This is a genomic window from Microbulbifer maximicatervae (SeqCode) (assembly GCF_052467225.1).
The window spans coordinates 3,089,019-3,113,627 of sequence record NZ_CP174303.1; the positions used below are offsets into that span (position 1 = coordinate 3,089,019).

A 24,609-nucleotide genomic window follows, 5' to 3' on the forward strand; every position below is an offset into this window, starting at 1 on the left:
GGCAGTAGCTGTCACAGGCAAGCTTCCCATAGGTGATTAGTAAGTGGGCAATCTTACACTTATTTACTTTCCGTTTACCCAGTGGCTTTTATTATTCCAGGTCTATCAAGAACTTTTGAGTGACTAGATCAATGGGGCCTGACTGCAAAACGCCATTGTTGGTACTCTTAGCTGAAGACAATCACGCACTGGCGGCCAATATTATCGAGAGCCTCGAAGAGTACAATATTCGATGTGACTACGCCGATAATGGGATAATGGCCACTGAGCTGACCTTAAAGCATGACTTCGATGTGATCGTACTTGATGTCATGATGCCGGGTAGAAGTGGTTTCGAAGTGAGCTCTAAGTTGCGCAATGCAGGAAGCTCGACACCAATATTGATGCTGACCGCGCTGGACCAATTGGACGATAAACTTGCCGGTTTCCAATCTGGAGGGGATGACTACCTGGTTAAACCCTTCGAAATGCTTGAGCTGGTCGCACGGATTCGGTCTCTATCAATAAAACGACGCGTTACCCAAACCCGGTATAAAGTTGAGGACCTGGAAGTTAATTTAGAGACCCATGAAGTCACCAGGCAGGGGAAATCTATAAATCTGCCCCCAATCTGTTGGGAATTGCTCGTGTTTTTGATGCAACAGAGTCCAAAGCTGGTTACTAAAGAAAAAATTGAACAGCATTTATGGCAGTTTCTTTCCCCCGAATCCGACGTAATCAAAGTACATCTGTATCGGTTGCGGCAGGGAATTGATAAGGGGTTCAGTTTTCCACTACTGCACACGATCAGAGGGAAGGGCGTTATCCTGGGGAAGCGTGATGAAAGCCTTTGATCGCTCCATTCGCAGAAAATTTTTCTTTCACTATATTTGGATTCTTGCCGCAATTGTGGCGTGCAGTGCAGTTGTCGTCGAGAGATCCAAAGTGAAAATGGTTAAGCACGCTTTAGGTGCGACACTGATATCTGTAGCTGAAAAACGTATCATTGAGGCCGGAGGGGTTATTGATGACCCTTTTTTTGCCCAGTTACAAACATATGATGAGTACAGTTCACTGCCAAATACGGCAAAGCGCGTGTTAGAGGAAGCTGACGGCGAAGAAAAAAGGGTGCACTTTAGCAAAGACTTAATTGATGATCGCTACTATTTAGCAATTATGCCTTATGCTGAAAGCGCACTTAAGACAACTTACTACGTGCTAGAAATAGAAGAAGCTGCAATACCCAGCAAGTACAAAAAGGTAGAAATTGAAGTTCTTATCGGTATCTTACTAGCCCTTACTTTAGCATTAAGTGTGCCTCTTATTCTTGCAAGACAAGTGATATCGCCATTAAAAGACCTGGAGAAATTTGCGCAAAAGAGCCGGCATAAGTTGACTCCGATCCCGGAATCTTTAAAGCAAAGGAAGGATGAATTTGGTCGTGTAGGACGAGTACTGCAAGAGTCGCTACAGCAGGTATGGAATCATCAAGAGCAGGAAAGGCAATTTCTACAGAATGCGAGCCATGAATTGAGAACCCCCTTGGCAACCATTGGCAGTGCCTTGCATGTGGTGAAGGTAAGGCAAAAAAAAGGTAAGCCAATCGATACTCAACTGGAGCAGATTGAGCGCTCCTATGAGCAGATGACCCAGCTAACACAGGCACTTCTACTGCTATCTCAAAGCAAGATAAATCTGGAATCAACAGAATTTGATTTCAGTAATATGATACAAACTCGAGTTGAGCAGCTCAAATATCTCTTGGGACAGCGAGATGTACAAGTTCATCTCAATTCGGATAGTTCGGTCAACTTGAAGCAAGTGCAAGTGCTATTGGATATCGCTATAACCAATCTGCTCAGAAATGCCTTTGAGCATACCCTTGAGGGAAGTATCGATATTGATTTTGATGCAAATGGAATCCGGGTTCAGAACCCCATACTGCCGGAACAGCAGGTGCATTTTGACAGGGGGGAAGGGCAGGGTTTTGGTTTAGGCCTTCATATCCTGAAGCAAGTGGCCGATCAGCAGCAATGGGTCTTTTCTTACAACAAAAATGAACAATATTTAACCGTTAACCTGGCCTGGGCATGAGTTTATTTACCTAGCGTTTACCTTTACCGGCATAGAATCCACTCCAGAAATAACGGAACTTCAACCAGTTCAAATTGGGATTCAATATGTCTAGTTTGCGAGATCAAAACCATAAGAGTTCTCTGCCATTAACTTTGAGTATGTGCACCGCGCTGGTGGGTTCGGCATTATCCAGCCTGGCTTTTGCAGATGAAGTTACCCAGAAGCCGCTAAAGCAGGATGAGACGGCACTTTCTGTAGGTATTGGGACTTTTAGCGTTGAGTCAATCTACGTTGATGGAGAGGACCAAAACAACATATTTCCATTGATCTCAGCCCGCTACAAGCGTTTTTACTTTCAGGGTTTTGAGTTGGGAGCTGATCTGTACCACGACGATAAACTTCGAGTGAAGCTTGGTATTGGCGGCGACTTCGCCGGTGATAGAGACAGAGGGGACAGTGATAAGCTCAGCGATATGGAAGAGCTGGATCTGGCGATTCTTGCCAACTTATCTATGAACTATAAAAGCCCGATAGGCCTTTGGAAGATTGGCATCTCACAAGATATCAGTGATACCCACGATGGATACAGTCTATCGGCTGGATATAGTCTGCCTTACAAGCACCAAAAGTGGATCATCAAACCCGACTTCACTATTAGCTGGCAAAGTGATAGTGCGTTGGATTACTACTATGGTGTAGACCCAAATGAAGTAACTCAAGATAGGGCAGCGTATGAAGCTGATGCAGATATCATTACCCGGTTAGGCGTACAAGTGGGTTACAACATTAGCCCAAACCTTATTCTTATGGGGGGCGTATATCAAACCTGGTATGGCGATGAGATTAGTAATAGCCCAATCGTGGACACTGATAGCTCTAGACGTACGTCACTAATGGTGAGTTATAAATTTTAACTCTTCTTATGATATTTGATGAGTGTAGATTATTTAGACTAGCCGGCTTATCAATACCAAGCAGAAATTACAGGCCGAGGCAGGAGCCGCTGCCTGTAACCAAAACCTGTTTGCAGTACAATGTACACGATACCCACCGAGTCATAGCAAGAAAGCTTCTCTATTTTGCATCCCAATAGCAGGGACTACCGTATTTCTCCTTAAGGAAATCAATAACAACACGTACTTTGGGAGCCAGGTTATCCGTAGGTAAGTAGAGTGCATTGATAGTTTGGTTTTCTGCCGATGAAGATGCGCGGTAGTCAGTCAAAATAGGAACCAGCTTGCCCCAAGGGCCACGAAATATACCCAGGTCTCTCCTTCAGTTGGCCCTTCAGTCATTACCGTAGGAGCGCCGAGTACCTCTATATTCTGTTTCTTGAGGTATTCAACCGCAGCATCAATATCTTCAACATAGAATGCTAAATGATGCCCCCCAACATCAGCATTGTTTGGTGCCACCTTATTTCGATCTATGTTGTCGGCATACTCGAATATTTCCAGATTGATGCTGTTAGCATTCATAACAGCAATTTTCTTGATCTCTGCACGAGGATTTACATTAAGGTGATCCGTCATCCAAGTATCGTCTGAGGCAAATGGCCCAAACGTATAAGCCAACTTAAAACCAAAGTGTGTACTAAAGAACTCAACGGCCAAATCAACATCGGGGACGGTGAATCCTATATGATCTGCTTTTTTAATTCCGGGGATAGCCATTAGATGTCTCCTCGATCATGGCGAAGCTTATTCAGTGCGCCCATGGTGGTAGCCCCTTTATTGAAGCCCGTATACATTGAGGCAAAAACAATCAATTCCTCAATCTCTTCATACGTTGCCCCTTGTTTGAGCGCCATATCGACATGGGCTCCAAACGGGTTACCTTCACCATTTACATTGAGCGCCATTTGGTCAATAGCGATAGTGATTAGTGCTTTGGTTTTTTGATCTAGAAGTGGCTTTCCCCATACTTCACCCGCGACTCGTACAGCTAGATCTCCCCATACCGGGTTGATAGACTTAAGTCCCTCGATCAATGCTTGATCATCCAAAACGGCATTTTCGTATTTGGTAGTCATAGTTAATAGTCCTGGTTATCTAGATGATATTTCGCTGTAGAAACTGGAAGTTATTATAGAGAGTCGTATCCTTCTTAAAACTTATAAGCAGGAACATCACTTTTGCAAATTATGCACAGATGATCGCTGTTTATGGGGTGGCACAGTCTGTTGTTGGGACCTATTTTAGTGCCCTAGCAGGGGCGAAAGAGGTATATGGTAGCGTTGCTAAAATGGTATTAGCCTGAAGGGAAGAGCGTTTTGATATGGCGATTACAACATGGTAGCTAATGCCTCTAAATATATTCCAGGTGTCCTAACTAGATAAAAGCTACTAGCAACACCGATGCTGCTTATAATCTACCCTAAACTATGAATATCCATTGAAGGCTCGATATTCATATGTCCATGACTCCTATTGATATCGAACGCTGGAATAGAAAGGCCCACTTTGAATTTTTTATGAGCAGTGCAGGGTCAACTCGGATAGGCTTAACCCAGCCGGTCGATGTGACAAATCTGGTATCTTTCTGTAAAAAGAATACACTCCCTTTTTATTACAGCCTTATTTTTCTTGTCACGCAGGTGGGAAATGAAATAGCGGGTTTCAGGCATCGTATCGTCAATGGCCAGCCCATTGAGCATGACATGCTGCACCCGTTATTTTCTGATTTAGGGGATAATGAGTTATTCAAACTCGTTATGGCAAGAATGGAAACGAATCTGACAGAGTTCGTCCACAAGGCAAGGGAACTTTCACAGGCACAATCTGAGTACCTCCCCGTAGAAAATTTCATCAGCCGCCATGATATCTTGAATATCAGCTGCTACCCCTGGGGTGACTTCTCTGGTCTACAGGTAAAGCCTGTACAGAAAGAAGGTTGTGATCCAGGAATACCTTTTATTTTCTGGGGTAAATACCATCGCCAGGAGGGCCGCCTTGTCACTTCGATGTATATTGAAGTTAATCACTGCTTTCTGGATGGCATCCATCTTTATCAATTTAAACAGCAGTTGGAGGATAAGATTTGTCAACTGGCTTAAAGTTTTAAGCTGGAGCTAGGGGCTCTGGGTAATTTCGTGAACCCGCTCTTAAAGTCGCATAATGTGTACCTTGAAGAGCTATAGAGATGCATATAGCTGCTCAGAGGCTCCCTAGCTAGAACTCCCTCAAATGGTGAAACTTCAGCCCCCAATAAAAAAGGCAATTACCAGTGCAATAAGCCCGAGAGAAGTAAATTGTATAGAAGTCTTCCTGAATTTTGGCACCGCAAAAGCAACCACTAATCCACTAATCAAGCTAAATAGCAGGCTCGCACCAAGCATAATGGATGAGAACCAGAAGAGGGGGCCAGCATGACCTTTATGAATCAGCAGAAATTGATGCCATAGATCATGTTCTTTTACATGAAGTATCGCTGATTGCTTATCCTGGCTAGGCTCCAAATAGACTTGGCGTTTGTAGCCATACCAGCCAATCCACTCATCCTCCAAATAGAAATCTGCCGGCAATGATACTTCTGTGGGCTGAACAAACGGAGATATAGTATCTAGGGTCTCTTGCTCATTGCTGGGTAAGCCCTTGGGTAGAGAAACTGTGTACTCAAATTGTTCGTCGACGCCCCCCTCTATATCGAATAGGTAGAGCACGCCCGTGGCGATATACAAAATGGCAATGGGTAGAAAAAAGCAGGAAAAATAGGTGTGGAGCTTGATCCACAGTAAACGGTATCTGGATTTCATAGGCAACAAAGGGCGCAATGCAAGTGCATTGCGCCCTGATAGTAAATAAACAAATAAAGGAGATTAGAAGCGGTAGTCTACTGATAACCTGATATCGCGGCCTGCCTCATAAATTCCGGCTACGCTACCAAACCCGGTAATATCTGTATAATCTGCTACGCTGGAGTGATCCCGATAGTGCTCATTAAACAGGTTTTGAACCGCTAAATTCACATTCAGACTGTCATCTGCCAGTGGTTCCCAGTGCAAGTAAAGATCGTGTACTTGGTAACCGGGCTTGTCAACCTCTTGGATACTGTCGACATCGTCGTCGACCTCTACTGAGCGGTGTAAAACCTCAATATCATTTAAGTCTTGTACCAGTGTAAAATTCCAGCCCAACTCTAATTTCGGTGTAATAGCATAGCTGGTGGTCAGGTTCCATGTATCGCCGCGAGCATTTGCTAAACCGTTGTGCTCATACCCCTCTACAGTCTCTCCATTCAATTCCGAATCATTGTGGCTGAATGCGGCACTGATGGTTAACTGATCCCAAACATATGAGGCGCTGAGTTCAAACCCTTCAGTTTCCAGCTCACCAATATTTTCATAATAAACGGGACGCCCGACCTGATCAAAAATAACGTCATCGATAGTGCTGCGATAGATAGCGGCTTTTAATTGAAGGCCGTCCAGGCTGTATTCTAGCCCCAACTCGGTATTGTCGACCGTCTCAGCATCCAGGTCAGGATCAAGAGTTGCCGACCACAGAGTAAACCCATCTCCAACCTCCTTGCCGCGCATCGCTGTTGCATGACCCGCAGTAAAGGTGAGTGCATCGGTAAGCGAATAACTCATTCCAATATTGGGACTGAAACCCTGGCTATCCGTCTCGTCATCATGAGTCACTTGTTCCAGCTCGTATTCGTCGTAACGAAGTCCAAAACTTAGCAATAGCGCGTCCGTAGCCTGCCAATGATCCTGGATATAAGCTCCACGAACATGTCCTTCTTCAAGCCAGGAGTTGAGGCCTCCCTCCACCCCTTCCACTTCATCCTCACGGGCTTCAATGCCATAGGTGATGGTATGTTGACCAACACTGCTGGTATTACGTAAATCAAAACCGATGGATTCCACGGAAGCAACGTAGTCCCATAGCTCCCGCCATGCTTCTGATTTTGTATGATAAACCGTTGTTTCCAGATTGATCAGATCGCTGGGAGAAAACTGATGGTTGACAACAAAGGTCTGGCGCTCAGCTTCCATCGGGTAGAGAGTATCGCCTTGAAGGGCGGGCCAGTTGGGATGTCTACTGAACTCGCCTGATTCTTCCCGCTGTTCAAAACTGACACTCAGTTTTTGATCTTCAGACAAATCGCCACTTAATTTTATAAAGGCGAGATCCTGTTCGGAAGCTGTACCATAGATAGTGTCACCGTCGCCATCTTCCATATCGTCGCGATCAACGGTTACAAATGACCCAAGTAGTCCCCAGTTGTCAGTTATCTTTCCATAAACTGAAGCACTGGCTTTCTCACCATCATTACTAAAGAAAGCGCCTTTCACTATTGCGCCAAACTGCTCACCGTCATCAAGTAGGTCATCCGCATCTTTGGTCTCAAAGCGGATAGCACCGCCAATGGCGCCAGCCCCACTGGTAGCTTCACCGGCTCCAGCCTGCACTTCAACCTTTTGCAACAGCTCAGGTTCTATCGATACCCGACCAATATGATGGAAGAGGGTGCTTGTTTGTGGAGCACCATCAACAGTCACATTAAGTAGTGTGTCTTCCATACCGCGGACATAGACTTTTTGCGCAATACCCAGTGACCCACCAACAGATACGGAAGGTATCTGGCGGAATATATCGCTGAGATCATTTGCCTGCTGCTTATCGAGTTCTTCAGGGGTGATCTCGGTATCAGTTGCCACACCGACAACAACGACAGTTTCCATTGGGTTTTGAGCAGTATCCTCTTGTTTCTGCACTTCCTGTGCCTGGCTGATGCCAGAGGCCAGGGCGCTGGATACCATCAAGGGGAGTAACGCATACTTATTACGGGAAATGTTGCGGGCCATTGGCTGTCCTTCACAGAGTTACCTATTTGCTAATGCGAATTATTCCTATTGGCAACTGTGAAGTACAGCAGTGTTGCATTTGTTACATTTAGTTGCATCAGTGTGTTGGAGAGTTACCTTATGCAGGCTCCAAAGATTGAGTGGGGAGAGTGACTCTCATACACAATCCTCCTACAGAGCGGTTGGAGGCTTCTATGGTTCCGCCCACGCTATGTAGCTGGCGTCGCGCCAACGCCAAGCCCAGCCCAAAATTTTTCGATTTTGATGTGCGAGACTGATCTGCTCGGAAGAAAGGCTTAAAGATACTGTCCAGTAGTGCTTCAGGTACTCCGGGGCCAGAGTCTTCAATATCAATAACAAATCTGCTTTTCGTATTTCCCTCCAGAAGGACATGAACGGCTTGTCCCTTCGGGGTATAGCGCATGGCGTTGCGCAAGATATTTTCCAAGGCTTGTCCTACCGCCTTGTGATTAGACTGTCTTAATTCAGCCGAGTCTGGCAAATGAGTGCAGATAGTGCGATCGGGAAATTCGAAACGGGCATCCTCGACAATCACATCGATAAGGTCAACCAGGTCCAAGTCTTCGATACCTATAGAAGGCTGTTCGTTATCCAGCCAGGCTAGGGTGAGTGTATCGTCTACCAAACGCCTGATATGAGCAGACTCCCGCTGAATCCTCTGGATATTTTTATCATCAGCGTGACTTGCACCAGCTCCCTCTATCGCAATATCCAGTCGGGTGAGTGGAGTTCTCAGTTCGTGAGATAGATCCGCGATTAGCTGGCGCTGGTTGACGATTTGCACGCCTATTCGAGTCGCCATTTGATCAAAAGTTTTGGCTAATTCAGAAATCTCATCGTCACGATTTCCCAATTGGCGGTGTACTCGAACATCAAAGTTTCCCCGACTAAACTCCCGTGTTGCCTGCTCAAGTTTGCGCAGCGGGTGCATAATATGGCGATAGAGCATCACGGAAACTAAAGCTAGGATTCCCATTGGCAGGAGTATTTGCAGCAGGAGTCGCGTTGTTTTCCAGTAGCTGCCGGGACGCATTCTATCGGGAAGAAGTATCAAGAGACTGGTTTGCTGGGTTGCAAAAGGAATTTCCATCACCGGGTTTTCTTTAAAATACAGGTGGACCTTCCAGTCCACATCCCGACCGAGGTTATAGCCGATGTAACGATGTTCATTACCCCTCTCACCAGCTACATGGGTTAACTCATATTGGGTAACTGTGGCCCAGGTGTTTTCCTTTTCCTGCAACTCTTTTAACCATTGCTCCAATTCACCTTCGTTGCCGGAGAGAAACCGCGCTTCCGCCTCCTTGCCCCACTGTTTCAATTCCTCACGATGAGATGCCTCCAGCATACTCATCTGCTCCTCGGTGCGAATAGTTAGGGAATTGATCAGGTAAAAGAGAGAGACAATGCCCGCAGTAATCAGAAGGCATAGTTTCCATAAAAGCTTGCGGTTCATTTCAAACAGTACCCTCTGCCGTGTACTGTTTGTAGCCGGTCTCCACGCCATCCTGCTCCGGTCAGCTTGCGCCTGATTCGACTCAAGTGCATGTCCAAACTGCGGTCGTAAGCACCCAGAGTACGGTTGAGGACCTGCTGTGAGAGATAGGCTTTGCTCAATACCTCTCCCCGGTGAACCGCTAACTCCCACAACAATTTAAACTGGGTTGCGGTAAAATCAATTGCCAGACCGCCGGTGAATGCTTGCTGAGCATTCAAATCGAGTTGCAGGTTGTCGATCTCTGTATGGTGGACGGCTTCCATCATCACTGGTTGACTACGGCGCAATAGCGCCTCAACTCTCAGTAACAGTTCGGTCTTGTTAAATGGCTTGGCCACATAATCATCTGCTCCATGGCGAAAGCCTGCGATCCTCTCCTCTTCAGCGCCCTTGGCAGTTAGGATGATGACTGGAACCTGACTGGTTTTGCGTAAAATTTTGAGTAGAGAAATACCGTCCATTTCCGGCAGCATCAAATCGAGCAAAATTAATTGAGGTTGTTGCTTGGCAGCTTCCAGCAATGCGGTATTGCCATCAAAGCAGGCGTTGACTTGGTATCCTGCGCTTTGGATCATTTCGCAGAGCTGGTCGTTGAGACCGCGATCATCTTCAACGATCAGGATGTTGGATTGAGTGGGAGGTTTTTGGCTCATGAAGACATTAGCTGTATGCAAACTGGTTGTGGAGCAAATTACCACAATGAGCAACGCCTAATATAGTTAGTTGAAGAGATGTGTATTCGTTCAGTCATAGCGCTGGGCTGAACTGCTGATGAGTTCCAAAAACTTGGCATTGTATGCTTGAGCGTAAAATTTATTGTGTTCGTGCTGCCCGCTATCCAGAGCGTAATCTTCAATATGGATGCCGGTTCCACATAGGAAAAATGTTTCCTGAGGTCTGAACTCAGCATACTTACCTTGCAAGTCTTCTTCTAGTATCCCGGGCGTTACATGGCCAACCCCTGGAGAATAAACATCCACGAACTTAGCCCGGTTATGAATGAAATCATTTTCCGCATCAATGAATCCACGCTCCGCTGACAGCACGGGATCGCTGGCTATTGCAATCAATTCATAGCTTTTTGAAAGTTCAGCCCACACCCAAGCGACTACACCAGCGAGAAGGGCCGTGCCCAGAAGAAAGGTATTTCTAAGGGTTGACGTCATTGTCTCCACCCGTGGAAGTCTGAAGGCTTCGTCCTAAATAGGAAAAATATGCTGTGAAAGCCTGGTTAATTCTTTTGCGTTGCTGCCCCTGTGGATACAGTCCCAACTTTGCCTCTTGGCTAGCCTTTGAGCCAGCAACCAAAAAATTATTGTTGATACTGGCATCCTGAATAAATGCTTCGAAAGCCCGAGCACTCAGCTCTACAGGCTCACTGTAGTAGAGTGAACCATTTGTTTTATCGGCACTGATGGAAGCAGTCAACAAGTCACTGGGGTTATTACCACTCTCATCCAGCATCACAGATTTAAAGCACGCAAAAAGTAAGTCATTGAGCGGGTGGGGCACTGGAGTTGCATTCCGTAACCAGGCCTCTGAGGCATACATGGTACTGGACGTATCACTGAACGCTTTTTGGGCTAAGTAATGATCAAATGCATGAAACCATTCATGGGCAATAGAGCCAGGCCCCGCGTTCTTGGCAAGAGAAAAGCTCCGGGCAGTAGGGTCATAAAAGGCAGCCATCCCCGGGCGCCCGCCGATTCCATATTGGAAAGACAATGTACCTCGGAGGGATATCAATACTTCCGGTCCTTGAAGAATGGTCATTAGATCAACAAGTGCATCGTAAAAAAGCCCAGCGGCCCGATCGCGCTCCTCACGAGTGACCCAGCGGCCAACAGCAATAGAGCGAAAGCCAAATCGCTTCCTGACATCCACAAACGAAACGGGTTGTCGTTGCTGGGTTGCAGTGTGACCACTGCGATAAAATGCCCTGGTCAGGACCATAATCAATGCCAGTCGATTGGAGGAGGGTGGATATTAATCCTCCGGATTGAAGGCTTGCAAGAAATGGGGAGTGCTTCTATTCCTGCCAACGAACCCAATTGATTTCTATTCAACCCAGTCAGAAAAGTAATCAACCAAATAGTCAATCGCCATTCGCGCTCGCATCGGTAAAAAGCGACGGTTCTGATACACGATCCAGCTACTGGCTCCGCGCCCACAAAAAGATTCCAAGATAGGCTCCAGTAAGCCCTGTTGAATTGAACCACTGAAACTGCTTTTGGGCATATAAGCTATACCCAGGCCTTGCTCGCAAGCTTTCACGATCGCATGGGCATTATTTGTTCTCCAGCGCCCACTAACCTTTACGCTTACAGGTTCTCCATTCAGGTCAAAAACCCATTCATCATTGTTAGCCACCAAGCAACTCTGCGTTTTTAGTTGATCGGGGTGATTGGGAATACCATTCTCTTTCAGGTAACTCGGGCTTGCGACGGCCATCATTTGGCGGTCGGCCAGTTTACGAGCAACTAAGCCGGAATCCTCAAGGCGACCATAGCGTATGGCAAAATCAATCCCATCCTCGACGAAATTGACCATCCTGCTATTGAAGTCCATGTCGATTTTCAACCCCGGGTGTTTCAAGCCAAACTCCATCAGGGCAGGGGCAACATATTGCTCAGCAAAGATACCAGCACCGCTAACTCTTAGTGTTCCATTGAGCTGAAACTGTTGCTGGCTAACCTGCTCATTCGCCTGTTGAAGGCCAATCACTAACTCTTTACAGCGCTGGTAATAGGCGGTCCCGGCCGGGGTCAGACTTACCTGACGTGTTGAGCGGGCCAAAAGGGATGAGCCCAAGCGCTCCTCCAGGCGGGAGACCTGCCTACTCACATGGCTAGTACTGCAGCCAAGTTGCTTGGCAGCCGCTGAGAAACCTTGGCTTTCTGCCACCGCTACAAACTCGACTATGCCGTCAAAATTTTCCATGTTTCTCAATCTCGATTATTGCCATTCTGCAAAGGTATTTAACAGATTTTACGCATTATCAGCAGAAGGGGGACAATCTACAATCCCTCCCCACTGAATGCTGACCAACAGAGGAAAGAAACATGAAGAAAGTACTTATTCCAGTGACCAACCACGCCACTCTTGGTGAAACTGACCAGGCAAATGGCACCTACTCACCTGAGTTGACTCACGCGATTCACGTATTTATGGAGAGTGGACTCGACTATGACATCGCCTCAATTAAAGGGGGAAAAGCACCACTCTATGGCACAGACATCGAGGGTGACGACATCAACCAGAAAGTGCTCAATGATTCAGATTTCCAAAACCGTATCAATAACACCATCCCTATGAGTCAACTGAATACTGCAGACTATGATGCAGTATTCTACCCCGGCGGATTTGGTCTGCTTTCTGACTTGGCAACTAACGAAGACTTCGCAAAGCTAAGTGCCGAGATCTACGAAGAGGGTGGCACATTGGCCGCAGTGTGCCACGGCCCCGCTGGTTTCCTGCCTATCACCCTGAGCAATGGCGAAAAGCTTTTGGCTAGCAAGTCTGTCACCGGCTTCACTCGTGAGGAGGAGATTGACTTCGGCACCATTAATGACATCCCATTTTTGCTGGAAGAATCTTTGGCGAGGGGCGCTGCCCGCTACAACAAAGTACAACCTTGGCAGGAGTTTGTGATTGAAGATGGGCGAGTGATTAGCGGCCAGAACCCAGCAAGTGCACACGGTGTTGGTGTTGCTATCGCCAAACAGCTTGCCAGCTAGTACATGGCCTGGCCGGCCCCTTTGGGGTCGGCTCGTGATTCTAAGTAGAGGTGTCCCGTAGTGCAAAATGCAGTTATCTACCCGTCTCTAATGCTTATTGCAGGCATTGGTATACCGGTAATGGCCACGCTGAATAGTGGTCTCGGTATTAAGCTTGGTAGTTCAGCCCTGGCAACTACACTGCTATTTCTCGTTGGACTTGTAATCTCCGCGGCCTATCTCTTGAAAACGGAGGGGTTACCCAGTGCTGTTTTTAGCAAAGATATTGCCTGGTACTTTTACTTGGGTGGGATTCTAGTAGCTTTCTATATATTGAGTGTGACTTGGGTGTCGCCAAGGTATGGTGTGGGTAATGCGGTATCTTTCGTTCTTCTAGGGCAACTGCTCGCCATCAGCGCTATCGACCATTTTGGGCTACTAGGTGCGCAGCAAACCAGCTTGGATACCAAGCGCCTTATTGGTCTCGCCATGATGGTTGTCGGCGTACTGTTGGTAGTGAAACGCACTTCTTAATTTCAGAAAAAATGGTTATGTAAAGAGAGCATATGGCTAATTTAATCGTTATGGCAAAAGTCACAATCCGCCCACAATATACTTCTCAGGCATCAGCGTTGTTAATCGAGCTGGCATGTAAGTCAGAACAAGAGTCTGGCTGTTTATCCTATAAAATTTTACCCTCACAGGATGAAGGCAATGTTTTCACTACGCTAGAAGTTTGGGAGTCTTCTGAAGCTGAAATGCAGCATTGGAATACAGACCACTTAAAAACCATCATTGCAAAGTTGAATCCACTTCTTGCTGCGGAGGCAAGAATCGAAAAATATACGGAGGTAAAAACTATCTAGCACAACCGTTATTTTATATTGCAACTTTTTGTAATCTTACTTTTATAACATCAATACCTTCATTTTCATTGAAGTGAGTCTAATCGGACATCGACTTAAAGAAGTGCATATATACCAATGAGATAGCCTTTCTGTTAGGTTATTTTTTGATCTCATAATTAGGAGCGTGGCCTTTCTTATAAACCAGAACTGTTCGCTGAAAGCTCATAAAAGTATCTCCTCGCTGATTAATACCACGGGTTTCTACGCTAACAATACCCTGTGTTGGCCTAGACTTGGATTCACGCTTAGAAATGACCTCACTTTCTGCATAAACCGTGTCACCTTCAAAAACAGGTTTAAGCAGTTTAACTTTGTCCCACTCAAGATTGGCAACAACTTTCTTGCTAATAGTATTTACAGTCATACCCGTGACAATAGCCAATGTCAGAGTACTATCTACTAATGGAAGGTTCCATTCAGTGCTCTCTGCGTAATGGGCATCAAAATGGAGTTGCGCCGTATTCATAGTTAACAAAGTCATCCAAGTATTGTCTGTTCGAGTCAGTGTCCTACCTGGGCGGTGCTCGATTATGATACCTTCTATAAAGTCCTCGAAGTAGAAGCCAAAATCTTCGCGATATCGATTGTTGTCAATTTGTTTATAGGGGTTAAATTCCATCAATATTGCCTCCTTGATTGAGTGGCTCTAAGTTTGCCTGGATATACCCAGAGCACTTGTAGATTTGCGCTGGAGTAGCCTTTAGCTAAGATTATTAAAGTTTGAGATTATTTGCTGGGCCTTAGAGTAGATCGGGATATCTATCATTCGGCCTTCATATTGGCAGGCTTTACCTGAGGATTCATTGTAGATACGAACGATTTCCTTTGCTTCCTTATACTGGTCTAGTGTAGGCCTAAAAGATAACTTGATAGTTTTTACCTGTTTAGGGTGAATAGCTGCCTTGCCACTAAAGCCAAGCGATTGAGCCTCATTAAGTTCATTAACTAGTCCACCTTCATCCTTAAAGTTAAAACAGGGGGAGTCATAGCAAGCTATCTGTTTGAGTGCGGCAGCTTCGACCATTTTCATACGCGCCCATATGAGTGCTTGTGGGGTGCATTCACAATTCAGATCGGCTGCATAATCAGCGGCCCCAAACATCAAACCTTGCAATTTTTCGGAGCTACAGTTAACGATATCATATAAATTTGATGTTCCTTGAGCGGTTTCAATTAAAGCTATAATCAAAATATCCATATAGGCTTCGCTCAAGAGCTCACTGATAAGGTTGATGTCATGCTGAGATTCTGTTTTCGGATAAAGCACCACATCTATAAATGGCTTTTTATCAATAATTTCGGCCAAATCTTTTATTCCATTGATCGTTGACAAACTATTTATCCGAATTGCACTTATAACACCATTCGAGCTTGGCCTTGAATAAAAATCGATCGCGATATCCCTGGCACTATCTTTGTCCTCCACTGGTACGCTATCTTCGAGATCAATGATTATTCCATTCGCCCCAACTTCAGACGCCTTAGCAAAGCGTTTCGGTTGGTTTCCAGGGGTAAATAACAATGCGGGGAAAAGCTTTAAATTAATCATTGTATCGCTCAAATAAAGTTTTGCTCTTTGGCCTGCTCCAATAAGCTTTTACGGAATTTAGGGTGTGCGATTTCAATCAAGGCAAGGGTCCGCTCTGTGGTTGATTTCCCCATAAGTCTGCAAGATCCGTACTCGGTTACCACGTAATCGATATCTAACCGAGAGTCTGTGGTGATAGATTTCAAACGTGGAACTATCCTGGAGGTTTTACCACGCTGTGCCGTTGAGCTACTGGCCAGAATAGTCTTCCCATTTTTTGAGTAGTAAACTCCCCTCACGAAATCCAGTTGCCCGCCAACACCCGAGAATTGATGTCCAATGAATTCCGCATTGACCTGTCCACTGAAATCAATCTCAATAAATGAGTTAACTGAAATCATATTATCGATCTGGGCTATTATTTGGGGTTCATTCACATATGACACTGGCAGGCAGAACATAGATGGATTGCCATCTATAAAGTCAAATAGTTCTTTGTCCCCAGCTGCAAAAGTGAATACGCTCACATGAGGGTTAATTGTCTTTCGGGCATTAGTTACTGCTCCAGACTTAATAAGCTTAATCATACCCGGTGTTATCACCTCGGTATGAATGCCCAGATCTTTCTTTTTAGTTAGTTGTTCACAAACTGCATTCGGAATAGCACCAATACCCATTTGGATAGTTGCGCCATCAGGTATTAACGGAACAATGTAGTCACCAATTTTCCTATCTAAATCGGTAATCTCTTTTGGAGATTCCTCCGCTAATTCCATATGGTTTTCAACAATGGCATCCACTTCACTAATGTGCAACAAGGTGGCCCCCGCTGTATGTGGCATATTTTCATTCACTTCCACAATTAATCGATTTGCGTGGCGCGACAACTCAATAGCATAATCACCATTAGTACCAAAATTGAAATAACCATGCTTATCCATCGGCGCAACAGTTACCAGGAAAGCATCTATTTTAACTTGCTCTCTGATTATTTGAGGGTATCGACTAAAAGATATAGGGACATAGTTAATATATTTTTCCCCTTTTGAAAATCCAGCATTTGCTAATTTAACTTCGTCTTTAGTTAGCATTGAAGAGTAGGGCCTAACCCGGTCCATTAGATCTTCTTGAAAAATAGTTTCCGTCGCGACCTTCCCACAGCGCATATAATAGACTTTTAAATGTGTGATAAGTCCATTTCGAATATGCTTCTCTAGTGCTGAAAGTAGGGCTGGTGGGCTAGCGGTGCGCATGCCGATAGAAATAACGCTATCGTCTGGGATTAAATTAACTGCTTCTTCAGGAGTTAGCTGTTTCTTTTTATACAGGGCGTTGTTATCCATAGTAGATTAACCGATTATTTGGCCACACTGTGATCCTCGAAGCGGCTGCTGTCGCTCTTACGGTCCTGTTACAAAGGCGCTAATAAGTAGAAAACGTTCATAGACCTGCAATCAAGCACTAATAAGGAGGTAAGAGCTACTAAGCCCTGCGATTATAGTTTGTGAATTAAAGCTTGTTTCAAAAGGGCTAGTGACTTAACGATGAATATCATGTAGCTTGTTTGAGCAGATTCGATTCTATGCAGTCGGTATGTTTTAAAAGCTCCGCAGTTGATCTTTATGCCACGGTGGTATTCGTAAAGTACCTAAATCTCTTAATGGTGTTCCATTAGCTTTAAGTGCTATTCACCAAAGATTACAGCCTGTCAGCTGTCTTTAAGAAAGAATGATGTGACTTTAGCTGATCCATCAAGCAGTGGTATGCCAAACCTCAGCAACTACACTTTTGCAAACACTCGTAGATGCCGCACTGGTACTATTCCAAATAGTTCTTTAGCGGTTCCTAAAGCAACCGTTGGAAGTCTATTCATGACAAAGTCAAAACGTCCACTGATTTCCGTCAATCCCTTGAACGGTAAAACTCTGAAGACTTATCACGAAATGTCACAAGAGGATCTCGACAAGGCGATCGGTCGCGCAGACAAAGCCTTTGTAAGCTGGAGAAACCGAAGTTTTAGTGATCGAGCAGTGATACTAAAGCGTGCAAGCAACCTATTTGAGGAGCGATCCGAAGAACTTGCCCGCCTGATGGCGTTAGAGATGGGTAAGAAGCTCAGTGATGGTCAAGGTGAATTGGCACTTTGTGCTGAAATTTTTGACTACTACGCCGAAGAGGGGGAAAAAATCCTAGCTCCACAGCAGCTTTCCACCCGCGAAGGGGAGGGCACTTTACTCTTCCAGCCCTTAGGAGTGGTCTACGGCATTCAGCCATGGAACTTTCCCTTCTACCAACCGGCTCGCTTTACCGCCGCCAACTTGATCGCCGGCAATGTTGTACTTACTAAACATGCCTCTAATGTTCCCCAGTGTGCCGAAGCCTTCGCACAGCTGTTGTTTGACGCAGGGGTACCGGAAGGGGTCTATACCAATCTACCGATCACATCCGGTGGGGCTGCCTCCATTATTGATGACGATAGGGTCAAAGGAATCTCATTTACTGGCAGCAATGCCGCCGGTGCAATGGTTGCAGAGCAAGCTGGCCGCAATGTAAAGAAAACTGTTATGGAGCTGGGTGGCGTTGATCCATTTATCGTGCTCGAAGATGCGGATATGGATTTAACGATACAGCGATTTGCGGAGGGAAAGCTGGGCAATTGCGGGCAGATATGTTTGGCTGCGAAGAGAATCATTCTAACGGAGCCCATTGCTGAAGAATTCCTAGACCGCGCTACCAAGCTGTTCCAAGCGCTGAAACCCGGTGACCCTCTTGTAGAAAGCACAGATTACGGTCCGCTATGTACTGAAAAGGCTGCTGAGCAACTGGAGGATCAAGTCAGCAAGTCCGTTAAGGCTGGCGCTCAATTGCTAGTGGGAGGTAAGCGCAATGGCGCATTTATTGAGCCGGGTATATTAACTGAAATACCTGCTGGTTCCCCGGCAGCAGTAGAGGAGTTATTCGGCCCCATCGCTTGTGTTTGGGTGGTTCCCGATGAGGAGGCAGCAGTTAAGCTGGCTAATGACAGCTCCTTTGGCCTGGGTGGTTCTGTCTATACCCAGGACCATGAAAGGGGGCGCCGTGTCGCGGAACAGTTGGAAAGTGGTACTGCCTTCGTGAACCATGCCGCTTCAAGCTACGCCAGTATGCCTATGGGAGGAGTGAAGAAATCCGGCTATGGCCGGGAGCTGGGAGAGCTAGGTATTAAAGAGTTTGTCAATCAAAAACTGATACGGTACTTCTAAGTAGCGCAATATAGACGTGGGCACAGCAATGAAAGTACTTGTGGCGGGTGCTAACGGTGCAATCGGTCAAATCCTTGTGGGTAAACTTGTCGACAAAGGGCACGAGGTAACCGCTATGGTCCGCAAAGAGTCCCAACAAGATAATTTGCCTAGTACAGGTGCGCGCCCCATTCTTGGAGATCTGACAAAGAAGGAGTCCCTGAACAATGCGGTAAAGGGGCAAGATGCAGTCATTTTTGTTGCGGGCTCCAAGGGTAAAGCATTGGAGTCTGTGGATCGGGATGGTGCTATCCATCTTTGTGATGCAACGAAAAGCGCGGGTATATCGCGCTTTATTCTATTGAGTTCCATTTTTGCCGGGCGACCAGAGCAGGGGCCTGAAAAGCTCCAACCCTATCTAAAAGCCAAACATATAGCGGATGAATATGTAAAAAAAAGTGGCCTCGATTACACGATATTGAGACCTGGTGCCCTAACTGACACCTTGGGAACGGGGTTAATCAGCATAAGCGATTTATTTGCTGGGCCAGACATAGAGATCAGCCGAGCCGATGTTGCAGAGGTAATTACCACTGCGCTGGATGAACCCAAAACGGTCGGTGCGGTTTTTGAATTCATTGGGGGCGAAACCCCGATTCCTGACGCATTAGCACAGCTAAACTAGGTTTTATCATTCACGTTAAGAACCTCAACGTCTGATCTATCGCTTGCTCACTATTGCACCGCTGGATCTCCAACTTTTCAATACCAATACCGTTAAGTTTCTCCCGTATTTGGTTCAGTTCAGCATCAGTTGTGAGGCTCGGATGCCTGGTAAGGCGCACTTGCAGTGGTACATTGGATTGAGCGAGAAGCTCCGCACACTGCCAAGGGGCCACGCCACTGCCATCAACACCCGTAATGGAAGGGTAGTTTTCCGGCATTGCTTTGATATCCAACCCCACCCAATCAAGACATTGGATCAGGCGCTCCAGCCTGCGGGGGTAAATTCCCGCAGTATGAAGCCCAACCTTGAATCCCAGCTCCCTGACTTGGGCAATCGCCGGTTCCAGGGCACTCTGGGCGGTGGGCTCTCCACCAGAAAACACAACGGCGTCCAGCAAGCCCCGACGACTGTCTAAAAATGTGAGGATCTGATCCCAGTCATAGGCACTGGGTGCTCGCGCAGGTAGTAGATCACCGTTATGGCAGTAGCGGCAGCGCCAGGGGCATCCCTGGCAAAAAACCACCGCTGCCAACTCGCCGGGGAAGTCGATTGCCGTAAACGACGTGAATCCACCGACACGTAACTTATTACTCATAAGTTTTTAGTGCATTCCTGCTGTTGTCCGCCACAAAGAATTGGCGCTCCCGGTGCTCTGATTGTTTTCCCGGATTCCAAAATGAAACTGGGCGGTGGTACCCCATTACCCGGCTCCATACCTCGCAGCGGGTCCGATCTTCTTCTCTCAATAAAGTATCTTGTTGGCTCATGGTCTTTCTCCTTGCAAGTATGGTTTAGTCGCTACAACAGGATTACTCACGGGCCAGGAGAGCTTCGTCGCAGCGTGGGCAGAATTCGTGTTCGCCACTCAGATATCCATGGACCGGGCAAATTGAAAAGCTCGGCGTCACGGTGATATAGGGCAGGCGGTAGTTTTCCAGAGCACGCCGCAGCAAGCGGCGGCAACTATCGGCATCAGGCAACTGCTCGCCCAAATAAAGATGAAGCACAGTGCCACCGGTGTAACGGGATTGGAGGGATTCCTGTCGGGCCAGGGCCTCGAAGGGATCATCGGTAAAGCCCACTGGTAGCTGGGATGAATTGGTGTAGTACGGCGCTTCACTACTACCTGCCTGCATAATATTCGGGTAACGTTTGCGGTCTTCGCGGGCAAACCGATAAGTAGTGCCCTCTGCCGGAGTTGCCTCCAGATTGTAGAGATGCCCGGTTTGTTCCTGGAATTCAGTCATGCGCATACGGATATGATCGAGTAATTGCTCGGCCAGTTCTTTCCCATCTTCCGTAACCACACTTTCGTTATCCCCACTAAAGTTTCTCAGCATCTCATTGATGCCGTTCACCCCGATCGTGGAGAAGTGGTTGCGCAGAGTCCCCAGGTAGCGGCGAGTGTAGGGAAATAGACCTGCATCCATATGCCGTTGGATGACTTTCCGTTTCACTTCAAGGGAATCACGGGCAAGTATCAGCAGTTTGTCCAGTTGGGTGAGCAGAAGCTGCCAGTTTCCTTTATAGAGATATCCAAGGCGGGCACAGTTGATAGTCACTACGCCGAGCGAACCTGTCTGTTCGGCAGAGCCAAAGAGGCCATTGCCGCGCTTTAACAGTTCGCGTAGATCAAGCTGTAAGCGGCAGCACATGGAGCGAACCATGTTTGGGCTCAGGTCTGAATTTATAAAGTTTTGGAAATAGGGCAGACCGTAGCGAGCGGTCATGGCAAACAGCCGCTCAGCATTTTCGCTCTCCCAAGGGAAATCCTCACTGATGTTGTATGTGGGAATAGGGAAGGTGAATACCCTACCGCGCGCATCCCCCTCGCTCATGACTTCGATATAGGCGCGGTTGATTAGATCCATTTCCTCTTGCAGATCGCCATAGGTGAAAGGCATTTCCTGACCGGCAATCACAGGCACCTGCTCGCGCAAATCCTGGGGGCAAACCCAATCGAAAGTGAGATTAGTAAAGGGAGTCTGGGTACCCCAGCGGGATGGCACATTCAGGTTAAAGATCAGCTCTTGAATGCACTGGCGTACGGTCGCGTAGTCAAGCTGGTCCTTGCGCACAAAAGGTGCAAGATAGGTATCGAAAGAGCTAAATGCTTGCGCGCCCGCCCATTCGTTTTGCAGTGTTCCAAGAAAGTTAACAATCTGTCCGACCGCGCTGGTCAAGTGGGCCGGCGGTGCCGATTCGACTTTTCCCGGAACACCATTCAACCCTTCATGTAATAGGGTACGCAGCGACCAACCTGCACAATATCCAGCCAACATATCCAGGTCGTGGATGTGTAAATCGCCATCCCGATGTGCTGCGCCGATCTCAGGGGAATAAACATGATTTAACCAATAGTTGGCAATCATTTTACCTGCGCTGTTCAGGATCAATCCCCCTAGGGAATATCCCTGGTTCGCATTGGCTGCAACTCGCCAATCCGCTTGCTCTAAATACTCTTCAATAGAAGCACCGACATCCACCAGTGTTTGCCGATCAGTGCGCATTTGCGCATGCCGCCCCCGATAAGCGATATAGGCACGCGCAGTATCAATGTAATCGTTATTGATCAATACCTGTTCAGCAATATTCTGAATCTCTTCAATATCAATGGGCTCACCACTATCAAAGCGGTGCATGATCACTTTAAGGACAGATTCGGTAAGTTGTTCCGCTTCCTGTTGATCAAAGGATTCCGTTGCCTGGCCAGCACTGAGAAGAGCCAAAGTGATCCTGCGAGCATCAAAAGCCAGAGTCCTGCCATCTCGCTTACGCACCAACAGTTGATCTGAATTTACCTGCGAAATCTGTTCTGAAGCTGGTGCGGCTTCGCTGTCGGGTATAGCGGTACTGGTCATCGGCCTTCCTCACAATTTGTGGGGAGAGCATATCGAAGAGGCAGGAACACCAATTGATCCAAATCACTATATATGGCGCACTGATTAATAGATGAACACAATATATTGTGTTCTTGGTGTGGGCTTAGGTTAGGAACATACCTACTCTCGGCAAGCCCGAAGGTGAGTTCAGGCCAGTCGGATGTACCTAACTATAGGGAGCATTGCGTAGTGCTTCCTTCAGCCAGGTTACAAAAGCCAACACATTTCCATTTCTTGAATGGCGGCCAGGTATTAATGCGGAATAGGTAAATCCCTCGATTCCTGAAAGCTTGGAGTCTCCTCTATAGGGGACCAGCCATTGGTTGCGTAAAGCATTTTGAACAAGAAACGAGCTAACTAACGCAATACCCTGGCCAGCTAAGGCGGCCTGGATTACATGATGCTCCTGGTCAAACTGCCGCACGCGAATGCCATCAAGATTTCTTTTGAGGAGAGTTTGCCAGTTCAGCGGTGGAAGTGATGAGTTGACCCATTTTGTTTCCAGAAGTTGAGCTTCAGAAATATCCCTAATCTGAGTCAGGTAGCTTGGTGCAGCGTAGACACCGATTGTTTCGGTGGCCAAGTGGACGGCATTTTTTGTACTTTCATCATATTTCCCGTACCGAATAGCGATGTCGATGCGTCTATCTCGCTCGATATCACTCACTTCTTCCCCGGTCACTACTGAAACAATGATATCAGGAAATTTCTGATAAAAATTCTCCAGATGGGGCACAAGCCACATAGCAGCAAAGCTTGAAGTCGTGCTAACGGTCAGTGTTTTCTTTGAACACGTTATTTCACTCACCGTTTCAGTGAGCTGCTGAAAAATTTGAGAGGTAGTTTGAGCGAGCATCTGCCCTTCACTGGTCAACTGCACAGCACGAGTTTTGCGCTCGAATAATGTTGTACCCAGGGATTCCTCCAAACCCTTTATCTGATGTGATACGGCTGTCGGCGTTATAAAGAGTTCTTCCGCAGCTCTCTTGAAACTGCCCAGTCTGGCGGCGGCATCGAATACTTTGAGGGCGTTGAGGGAGGGTAGGTTTGGGTACACCGATCAGAATCTCTTATAGATGATTTTTCCTCATCTATAAGAAAAAATAACTCGTTTGTCAAGGATACTCCCCAGCATCACCATAGATGAACCCTCAGATGGTTTAGTAAAGGTTCCAGACTATGAAAACACTATTACATATTGACGCTAGTGCCCAGAAGTGGAGCGGCTTAGCAGCACCACAAGACAGTGCGAGTATCCCCAGGCATACCTCAATCTCCAAAGCAGTTGCCGCGAGTTTTATAAGCAGTTGGCTAGAAAAGAGGCCTAAAGATAAAGTTATCCATAGAGATGTCGGTTTAAACCCACCAGGCTTTATTAATCAAGATTGGATTGCCTCGGTTTTTACGCCTGAAGCGGATCGCACCAAGGAGCAGCAGTCCTTGGTCGCGCTTTCTGACACCTTGATTGATGAGCTATCCCAGGCGGATATCATTGTTATGTCCACTTCGATGTATAACTACGGCATGCCTGCCGCACTCAAGGCCTGGTTCGATCAAGTTGTTCGTATCAACAAGACGTTCACCTTTGATTTAGACCGCGGTGACTTCCCCTTAGAGCCTGTTATGTCTGGCAAAAAGCTGGTGCTAATCACCTCTGCCGGGGAGTTTGGCTTTGGACAAGGAGGAATTCGTGAGCAAATGAATCACCTGGGGCCACATATCCGAACCTTAAGCCACTATTTGGGGATTGAGGAGTTTCATGAAATCAATGCGGAGTACCAGGAATTTGCTGATGAAAGGCATCGGGATTCGATTAAACGAGCTTTCCTCAAAACTCAGGAGTTAACCGCAACGTTGGCTAACTGCCTTTAAAGTTTGCATGCCAAAGCTAGCTTGTCTCCCCAATGAAGTGGCCAGCGGCTTGTCAGAGTGGCCTCCCGATACTTACTATGCGGAATAGGCGCAAATAGCGTCTTTGCCAGCTCTCAATTTGTACTCTGGTACAAAAAAGTAAATAAGTATCTGAGGATTTATGAAGCAGCGGGTATTTGGCAATTCATCGGACAACAACGGGAATATTACTTTAGCCTCTGGGAACAATTGCCGGTTGATTAGGGTTCGCAGAGACTTAATACCGAATTACCACCTCTTGGTTTTTCCAAAATCCCAGGGAGAACCAAGTAAGGAGGAGGTTAGTGAGATGGTTTCACTTGGCATTGAGCATGCAAGAAGCATTGCCGA

Annotated in this window: 25 protein-coding genes and 1 pseudogene; 10 read left to right on the top strand and 16 right to left on the bottom strand. The window is 46.6% G+C overall.

The window, feature by feature from the left end; all coding sequences use genetic code 11:
* The first annotated feature begins 119 nt into the window (after positions 1-119).
* The 3 genes from ACJJIZ_RS13610 to ACJJIZ_RS13620 all read left to right on the top strand — a co-directional run bounded on the left by ACJJIZ_RS13610 (position 120) and on the right by ACJJIZ_RS13620 (position 2,969).
* The gene (locus ACJJIZ_RS13610; RefSeq protein WP_444913757.1) at positions 120-833 is read left to right on the top strand and encodes a response regulator transcription factor; all 714 of its coding nucleotides are present in this window, start codon (positions 120-122) and stop codon (positions 831-833) included.
* Complete coding sequence (locus ACJJIZ_RS13615; protein WP_444913758.1) at positions 820-2,073, top strand: sensor histidine kinase; 1,254 nt, start codon at positions 820-822, stop codon at positions 2,071-2,073. Before ACJJIZ_RS13610 ends, ACJJIZ_RS13615 begins: the two co-directional genes overlap by 14 nt.
* An 86-nt stretch (positions 2,074-2,159) precedes the next feature.
* Positions 2,160-2,969, top strand: a complete 810-nt coding sequence (locus tag ACJJIZ_RS13620; RefSeq protein ID WP_444913759.1) for a MipA/OmpV family protein — start codon at positions 2,160-2,162, stop codon at positions 2,967-2,969.
* A 160-nt stretch (positions 2,970-3,129) separates the two neighbouring features.
* Here ACJJIZ_RS13620 and ACJJIZ_RS13625 read toward each other — a convergent pair whose 3' ends face one another.
* From ACJJIZ_RS13625 to ACJJIZ_RS13635, 3 genes are read right to left on the bottom strand one after another with little or no spacing between them, the layout of a single operon-like run.
* On the bottom strand, positions 3,130-3,279 hold the full coding sequence (locus ACJJIZ_RS13625) for a hypothetical protein (RefSeq protein WP_444913760.1): 150 nt from the start codon (positions 3,277-3,279) through the stop codon (positions 3,130-3,132).
* Positions 3,276-3,728 carry a VOC family protein gene (locus ACJJIZ_RS13630; protein WP_444913761.1) on the bottom strand — a complete coding sequence of 151 codons (453 nt, stop codon included), beginning with the start codon at positions 3,726-3,728 and terminating at the stop codon, positions 3,276-3,278. Before ACJJIZ_RS13630 ends, ACJJIZ_RS13625 begins: the two co-directional genes overlap by 4 nt.
* Complete coding sequence (locus tag ACJJIZ_RS13635; protein WP_413665785.1) at positions 3,728-4,087, bottom strand: carboxymuconolactone decarboxylase family protein; 360 nt, start codon at positions 4,085-4,087, stop codon at positions 3,728-3,730. Before ACJJIZ_RS13635 ends, ACJJIZ_RS13630 begins: the two co-directional genes overlap by 1 nt.
* Before the next feature lie 381 nt (positions 4,088-4,468).
* Here ACJJIZ_RS13635 and ACJJIZ_RS13640 point away from each other — a divergent pair, with 381 nt between their 5' ends.
* Positions 4,469-5,110 (top strand): CatA-like O-acetyltransferase, encoded by a 642-nt coding sequence (locus ACJJIZ_RS13640; protein WP_444913056.1) that lies wholly within the window; start codon positions 4,469-4,471, stop codon positions 5,108-5,110.
* Positions 5,111-5,251: 141 nt separating this feature from the next.
* Here the strand turns inward: ACJJIZ_RS13640 and ACJJIZ_RS13645 are convergent, their stop codons facing one another.
* From ACJJIZ_RS13645 to ACJJIZ_RS13675, 7 genes are all read right to left on the bottom strand, one after another.
* A complete protein-coding gene (locus tag ACJJIZ_RS13645; protein WP_413665787.1) occupies positions 5,252-5,809 on the bottom strand; it encodes a PepSY-associated transmembrane domain-containing protein in 558 nt (185 codons plus the stop codon).
* 63 nt (positions 5,810-5,872) lie between these two features.
* Positions 5,873-7,867, bottom strand: a complete 1,995-nt coding sequence (locus ACJJIZ_RS13650; RefSeq protein WP_444913762.1) for a TonB-dependent receptor — start codon at positions 7,865-7,867, stop codon at positions 5,873-5,875.
* Positions 7,868-7,985: 118 nt separating this feature from the next.
* Entirely contained in the window at positions 7,986-9,344 is a 1,359-nt protein-coding gene (locus ACJJIZ_RS13655) for a sensor histidine kinase (RefSeq protein WP_444913763.1), read from the bottom strand.
* Entirely contained in the window at positions 9,341-10,039 is a 699-nt protein-coding gene (locus ACJJIZ_RS13660; RefSeq protein WP_444908307.1) for a response regulator transcription factor, read from the bottom strand. The genes ACJJIZ_RS13655 and ACJJIZ_RS13660 overlap by 4 nt, the downstream gene beginning before the upstream one ends.
* Positions 10,040-10,129: 90 nt before the next feature.
* On the bottom strand, positions 10,130-10,552 hold the full coding sequence (locus ACJJIZ_RS13665) for a hypothetical protein (RefSeq protein ID WP_444913764.1): 423 nt from the start codon (positions 10,550-10,552) through the stop codon (positions 10,130-10,132).
* Complete coding sequence (locus ACJJIZ_RS13670; RefSeq protein ID WP_444913765.1) at positions 10,536-11,339, bottom strand: CLCA_X family protein; 804 nt, start codon at positions 11,337-11,339, stop codon at positions 10,536-10,538. The genes ACJJIZ_RS13665 and ACJJIZ_RS13670 overlap by 17 nt, the downstream gene beginning before the upstream one ends.
* Before the next feature lie 105 nt (positions 11,340-11,444).
* Positions 11,445-12,326: a LysR family transcriptional regulator gene (locus tag ACJJIZ_RS13675; protein WP_444913766.1), complete on the bottom strand. Its 882-nt coding sequence runs from the start codon at positions 12,324-12,326 to the stop codon at positions 11,445-11,447.
* A 122-nt stretch (positions 12,327-12,448) separates the two neighbouring features.
* Between ACJJIZ_RS13675 and ACJJIZ_RS13680 the strand changes: the two genes are divergently transcribed.
* The 3 genes from ACJJIZ_RS13680 to ACJJIZ_RS13690 are packed head-to-tail and all read left to right on the top strand — an operon-like array spanning position 12,449 to position 13,968.
* Positions 12,449-13,123 (top strand): type 1 glutamine amidotransferase domain-containing protein, encoded by a 675-nt coding sequence (locus ACJJIZ_RS13680; RefSeq protein ID WP_413665793.1) that lies wholly within the window; start codon positions 12,449-12,451, stop codon positions 13,121-13,123.
* Between the two features lie 60 nt (positions 13,124-13,183).
* Positions 13,184-13,636, top strand: coding sequence for a DMT family transporter (locus tag ACJJIZ_RS13685; protein WP_444913767.1), 453 nt, complete (start codon positions 13,184-13,186; stop codon positions 13,634-13,636).
* A 32-nt stretch (positions 13,637-13,668) separates the two neighbouring features.
* Positions 13,669-13,968, top strand: a complete 300-nt coding sequence (locus ACJJIZ_RS13690; protein WP_413665795.1) for a putative quinol monooxygenase — start codon at positions 13,669-13,671, stop codon at positions 13,966-13,968.
* 139 nt (positions 13,969-14,107) lie between these two features.
* On the opposite strand, the gene ACJJIZ_RS13695 is transcribed toward ACJJIZ_RS13690, so the two are convergent.
* The 3 genes from ACJJIZ_RS13695 to ACJJIZ_RS13705 form a co-directional block, all read right to left on the bottom strand.
* Positions 14,108-14,629 (bottom strand): MaoC/PaaZ C-terminal domain-containing protein, encoded by a 522-nt coding sequence (locus tag ACJJIZ_RS13695; RefSeq protein ID WP_444913768.1) that lies wholly within the window; start codon positions 14,627-14,629, stop codon positions 14,108-14,110.
* 81 nt (positions 14,630-14,710) lie between these two features.
* Entirely contained in the window at positions 14,711-15,559 is an 849-nt protein-coding gene (locus tag ACJJIZ_RS13700) for an HpcH/HpaI aldolase/citrate lyase family protein (RefSeq protein WP_444913769.1), read from the bottom strand.
* An 8-nt stretch (positions 15,560-15,567) separates the two neighbouring features.
* On the bottom strand, positions 15,568-16,881 hold the full coding sequence (locus ACJJIZ_RS13705) for an acetyl-CoA hydrolase/transferase family protein (RefSeq protein WP_444913770.1): 1,314 nt from the start codon (positions 16,879-16,881) through the stop codon (positions 15,568-15,570).
* A 528-nt stretch (positions 16,882-17,409) separates the two neighbouring features.
* Here ACJJIZ_RS13705 and ACJJIZ_RS13710 point away from each other — a divergent pair.
* Together ACJJIZ_RS13710 and ACJJIZ_RS13715 are read left to right on the top strand one after the other, a co-directional pair.
* Entirely contained in the window at positions 17,410-18,780 is a 1,371-nt protein-coding gene (locus ACJJIZ_RS13710) for an NAD-dependent succinate-semialdehyde dehydrogenase (RefSeq protein ID WP_444913771.1), read from the top strand.
* Positions 18,781-18,808: 28 nt separating this feature from the next.
* Complete coding sequence (locus ACJJIZ_RS13715; RefSeq protein ID WP_444913772.1) at positions 18,809-19,444, top strand: SDR family oxidoreductase; 636 nt, start codon at positions 18,809-18,811, stop codon at positions 19,442-19,444.
* A 10-nt stretch (positions 19,445-19,454) separates the two neighbouring features.
* Here ACJJIZ_RS13715 and ACJJIZ_RS13720 read toward each other — a convergent pair whose 3' ends face one another.
* The 3 genes and pseudogenes from ACJJIZ_RS13720 to ACJJIZ_RS13730 form a co-directional block, all read right to left on the bottom strand.
* Positions 19,455-20,081, bottom strand: coding sequence for an anaerobic ribonucleoside-triphosphate reductase activating protein (locus tag ACJJIZ_RS13720; RefSeq protein WP_444913773.1), 627 nt, complete (start codon positions 20,079-20,081; stop codon positions 19,455-19,457).
* Positions 20,074-22,347: pseudogene (locus tag ACJJIZ_RS13725) on the bottom strand (ribonucleoside triphosphate reductase). The gene ACJJIZ_RS13720 and the pseudogene ACJJIZ_RS13725 overlap by 8 nt, the downstream one beginning before the upstream one ends.
* A gap of 187 nt (positions 22,348-22,534) precedes the next feature.
* Entirely contained in the window at positions 22,535-23,425 is an 891-nt protein-coding gene (locus tag ACJJIZ_RS13730) for a LysR substrate-binding domain-containing protein (RefSeq protein WP_444913774.1), read from the bottom strand.
* Between the two features lie 122 nt (positions 23,426-23,547).
* Between ACJJIZ_RS13730 and ACJJIZ_RS13735 the strand changes: the two genes are divergently transcribed.
* A complete protein-coding gene (locus ACJJIZ_RS13735; RefSeq protein ID WP_444913775.1) occupies positions 23,548-24,240 on the top strand; it encodes an FMN-dependent NADH-azoreductase in 693 nt (230 codons plus the stop codon).
* Positions 24,241-24,609 lie beyond the last annotated feature (369 nt).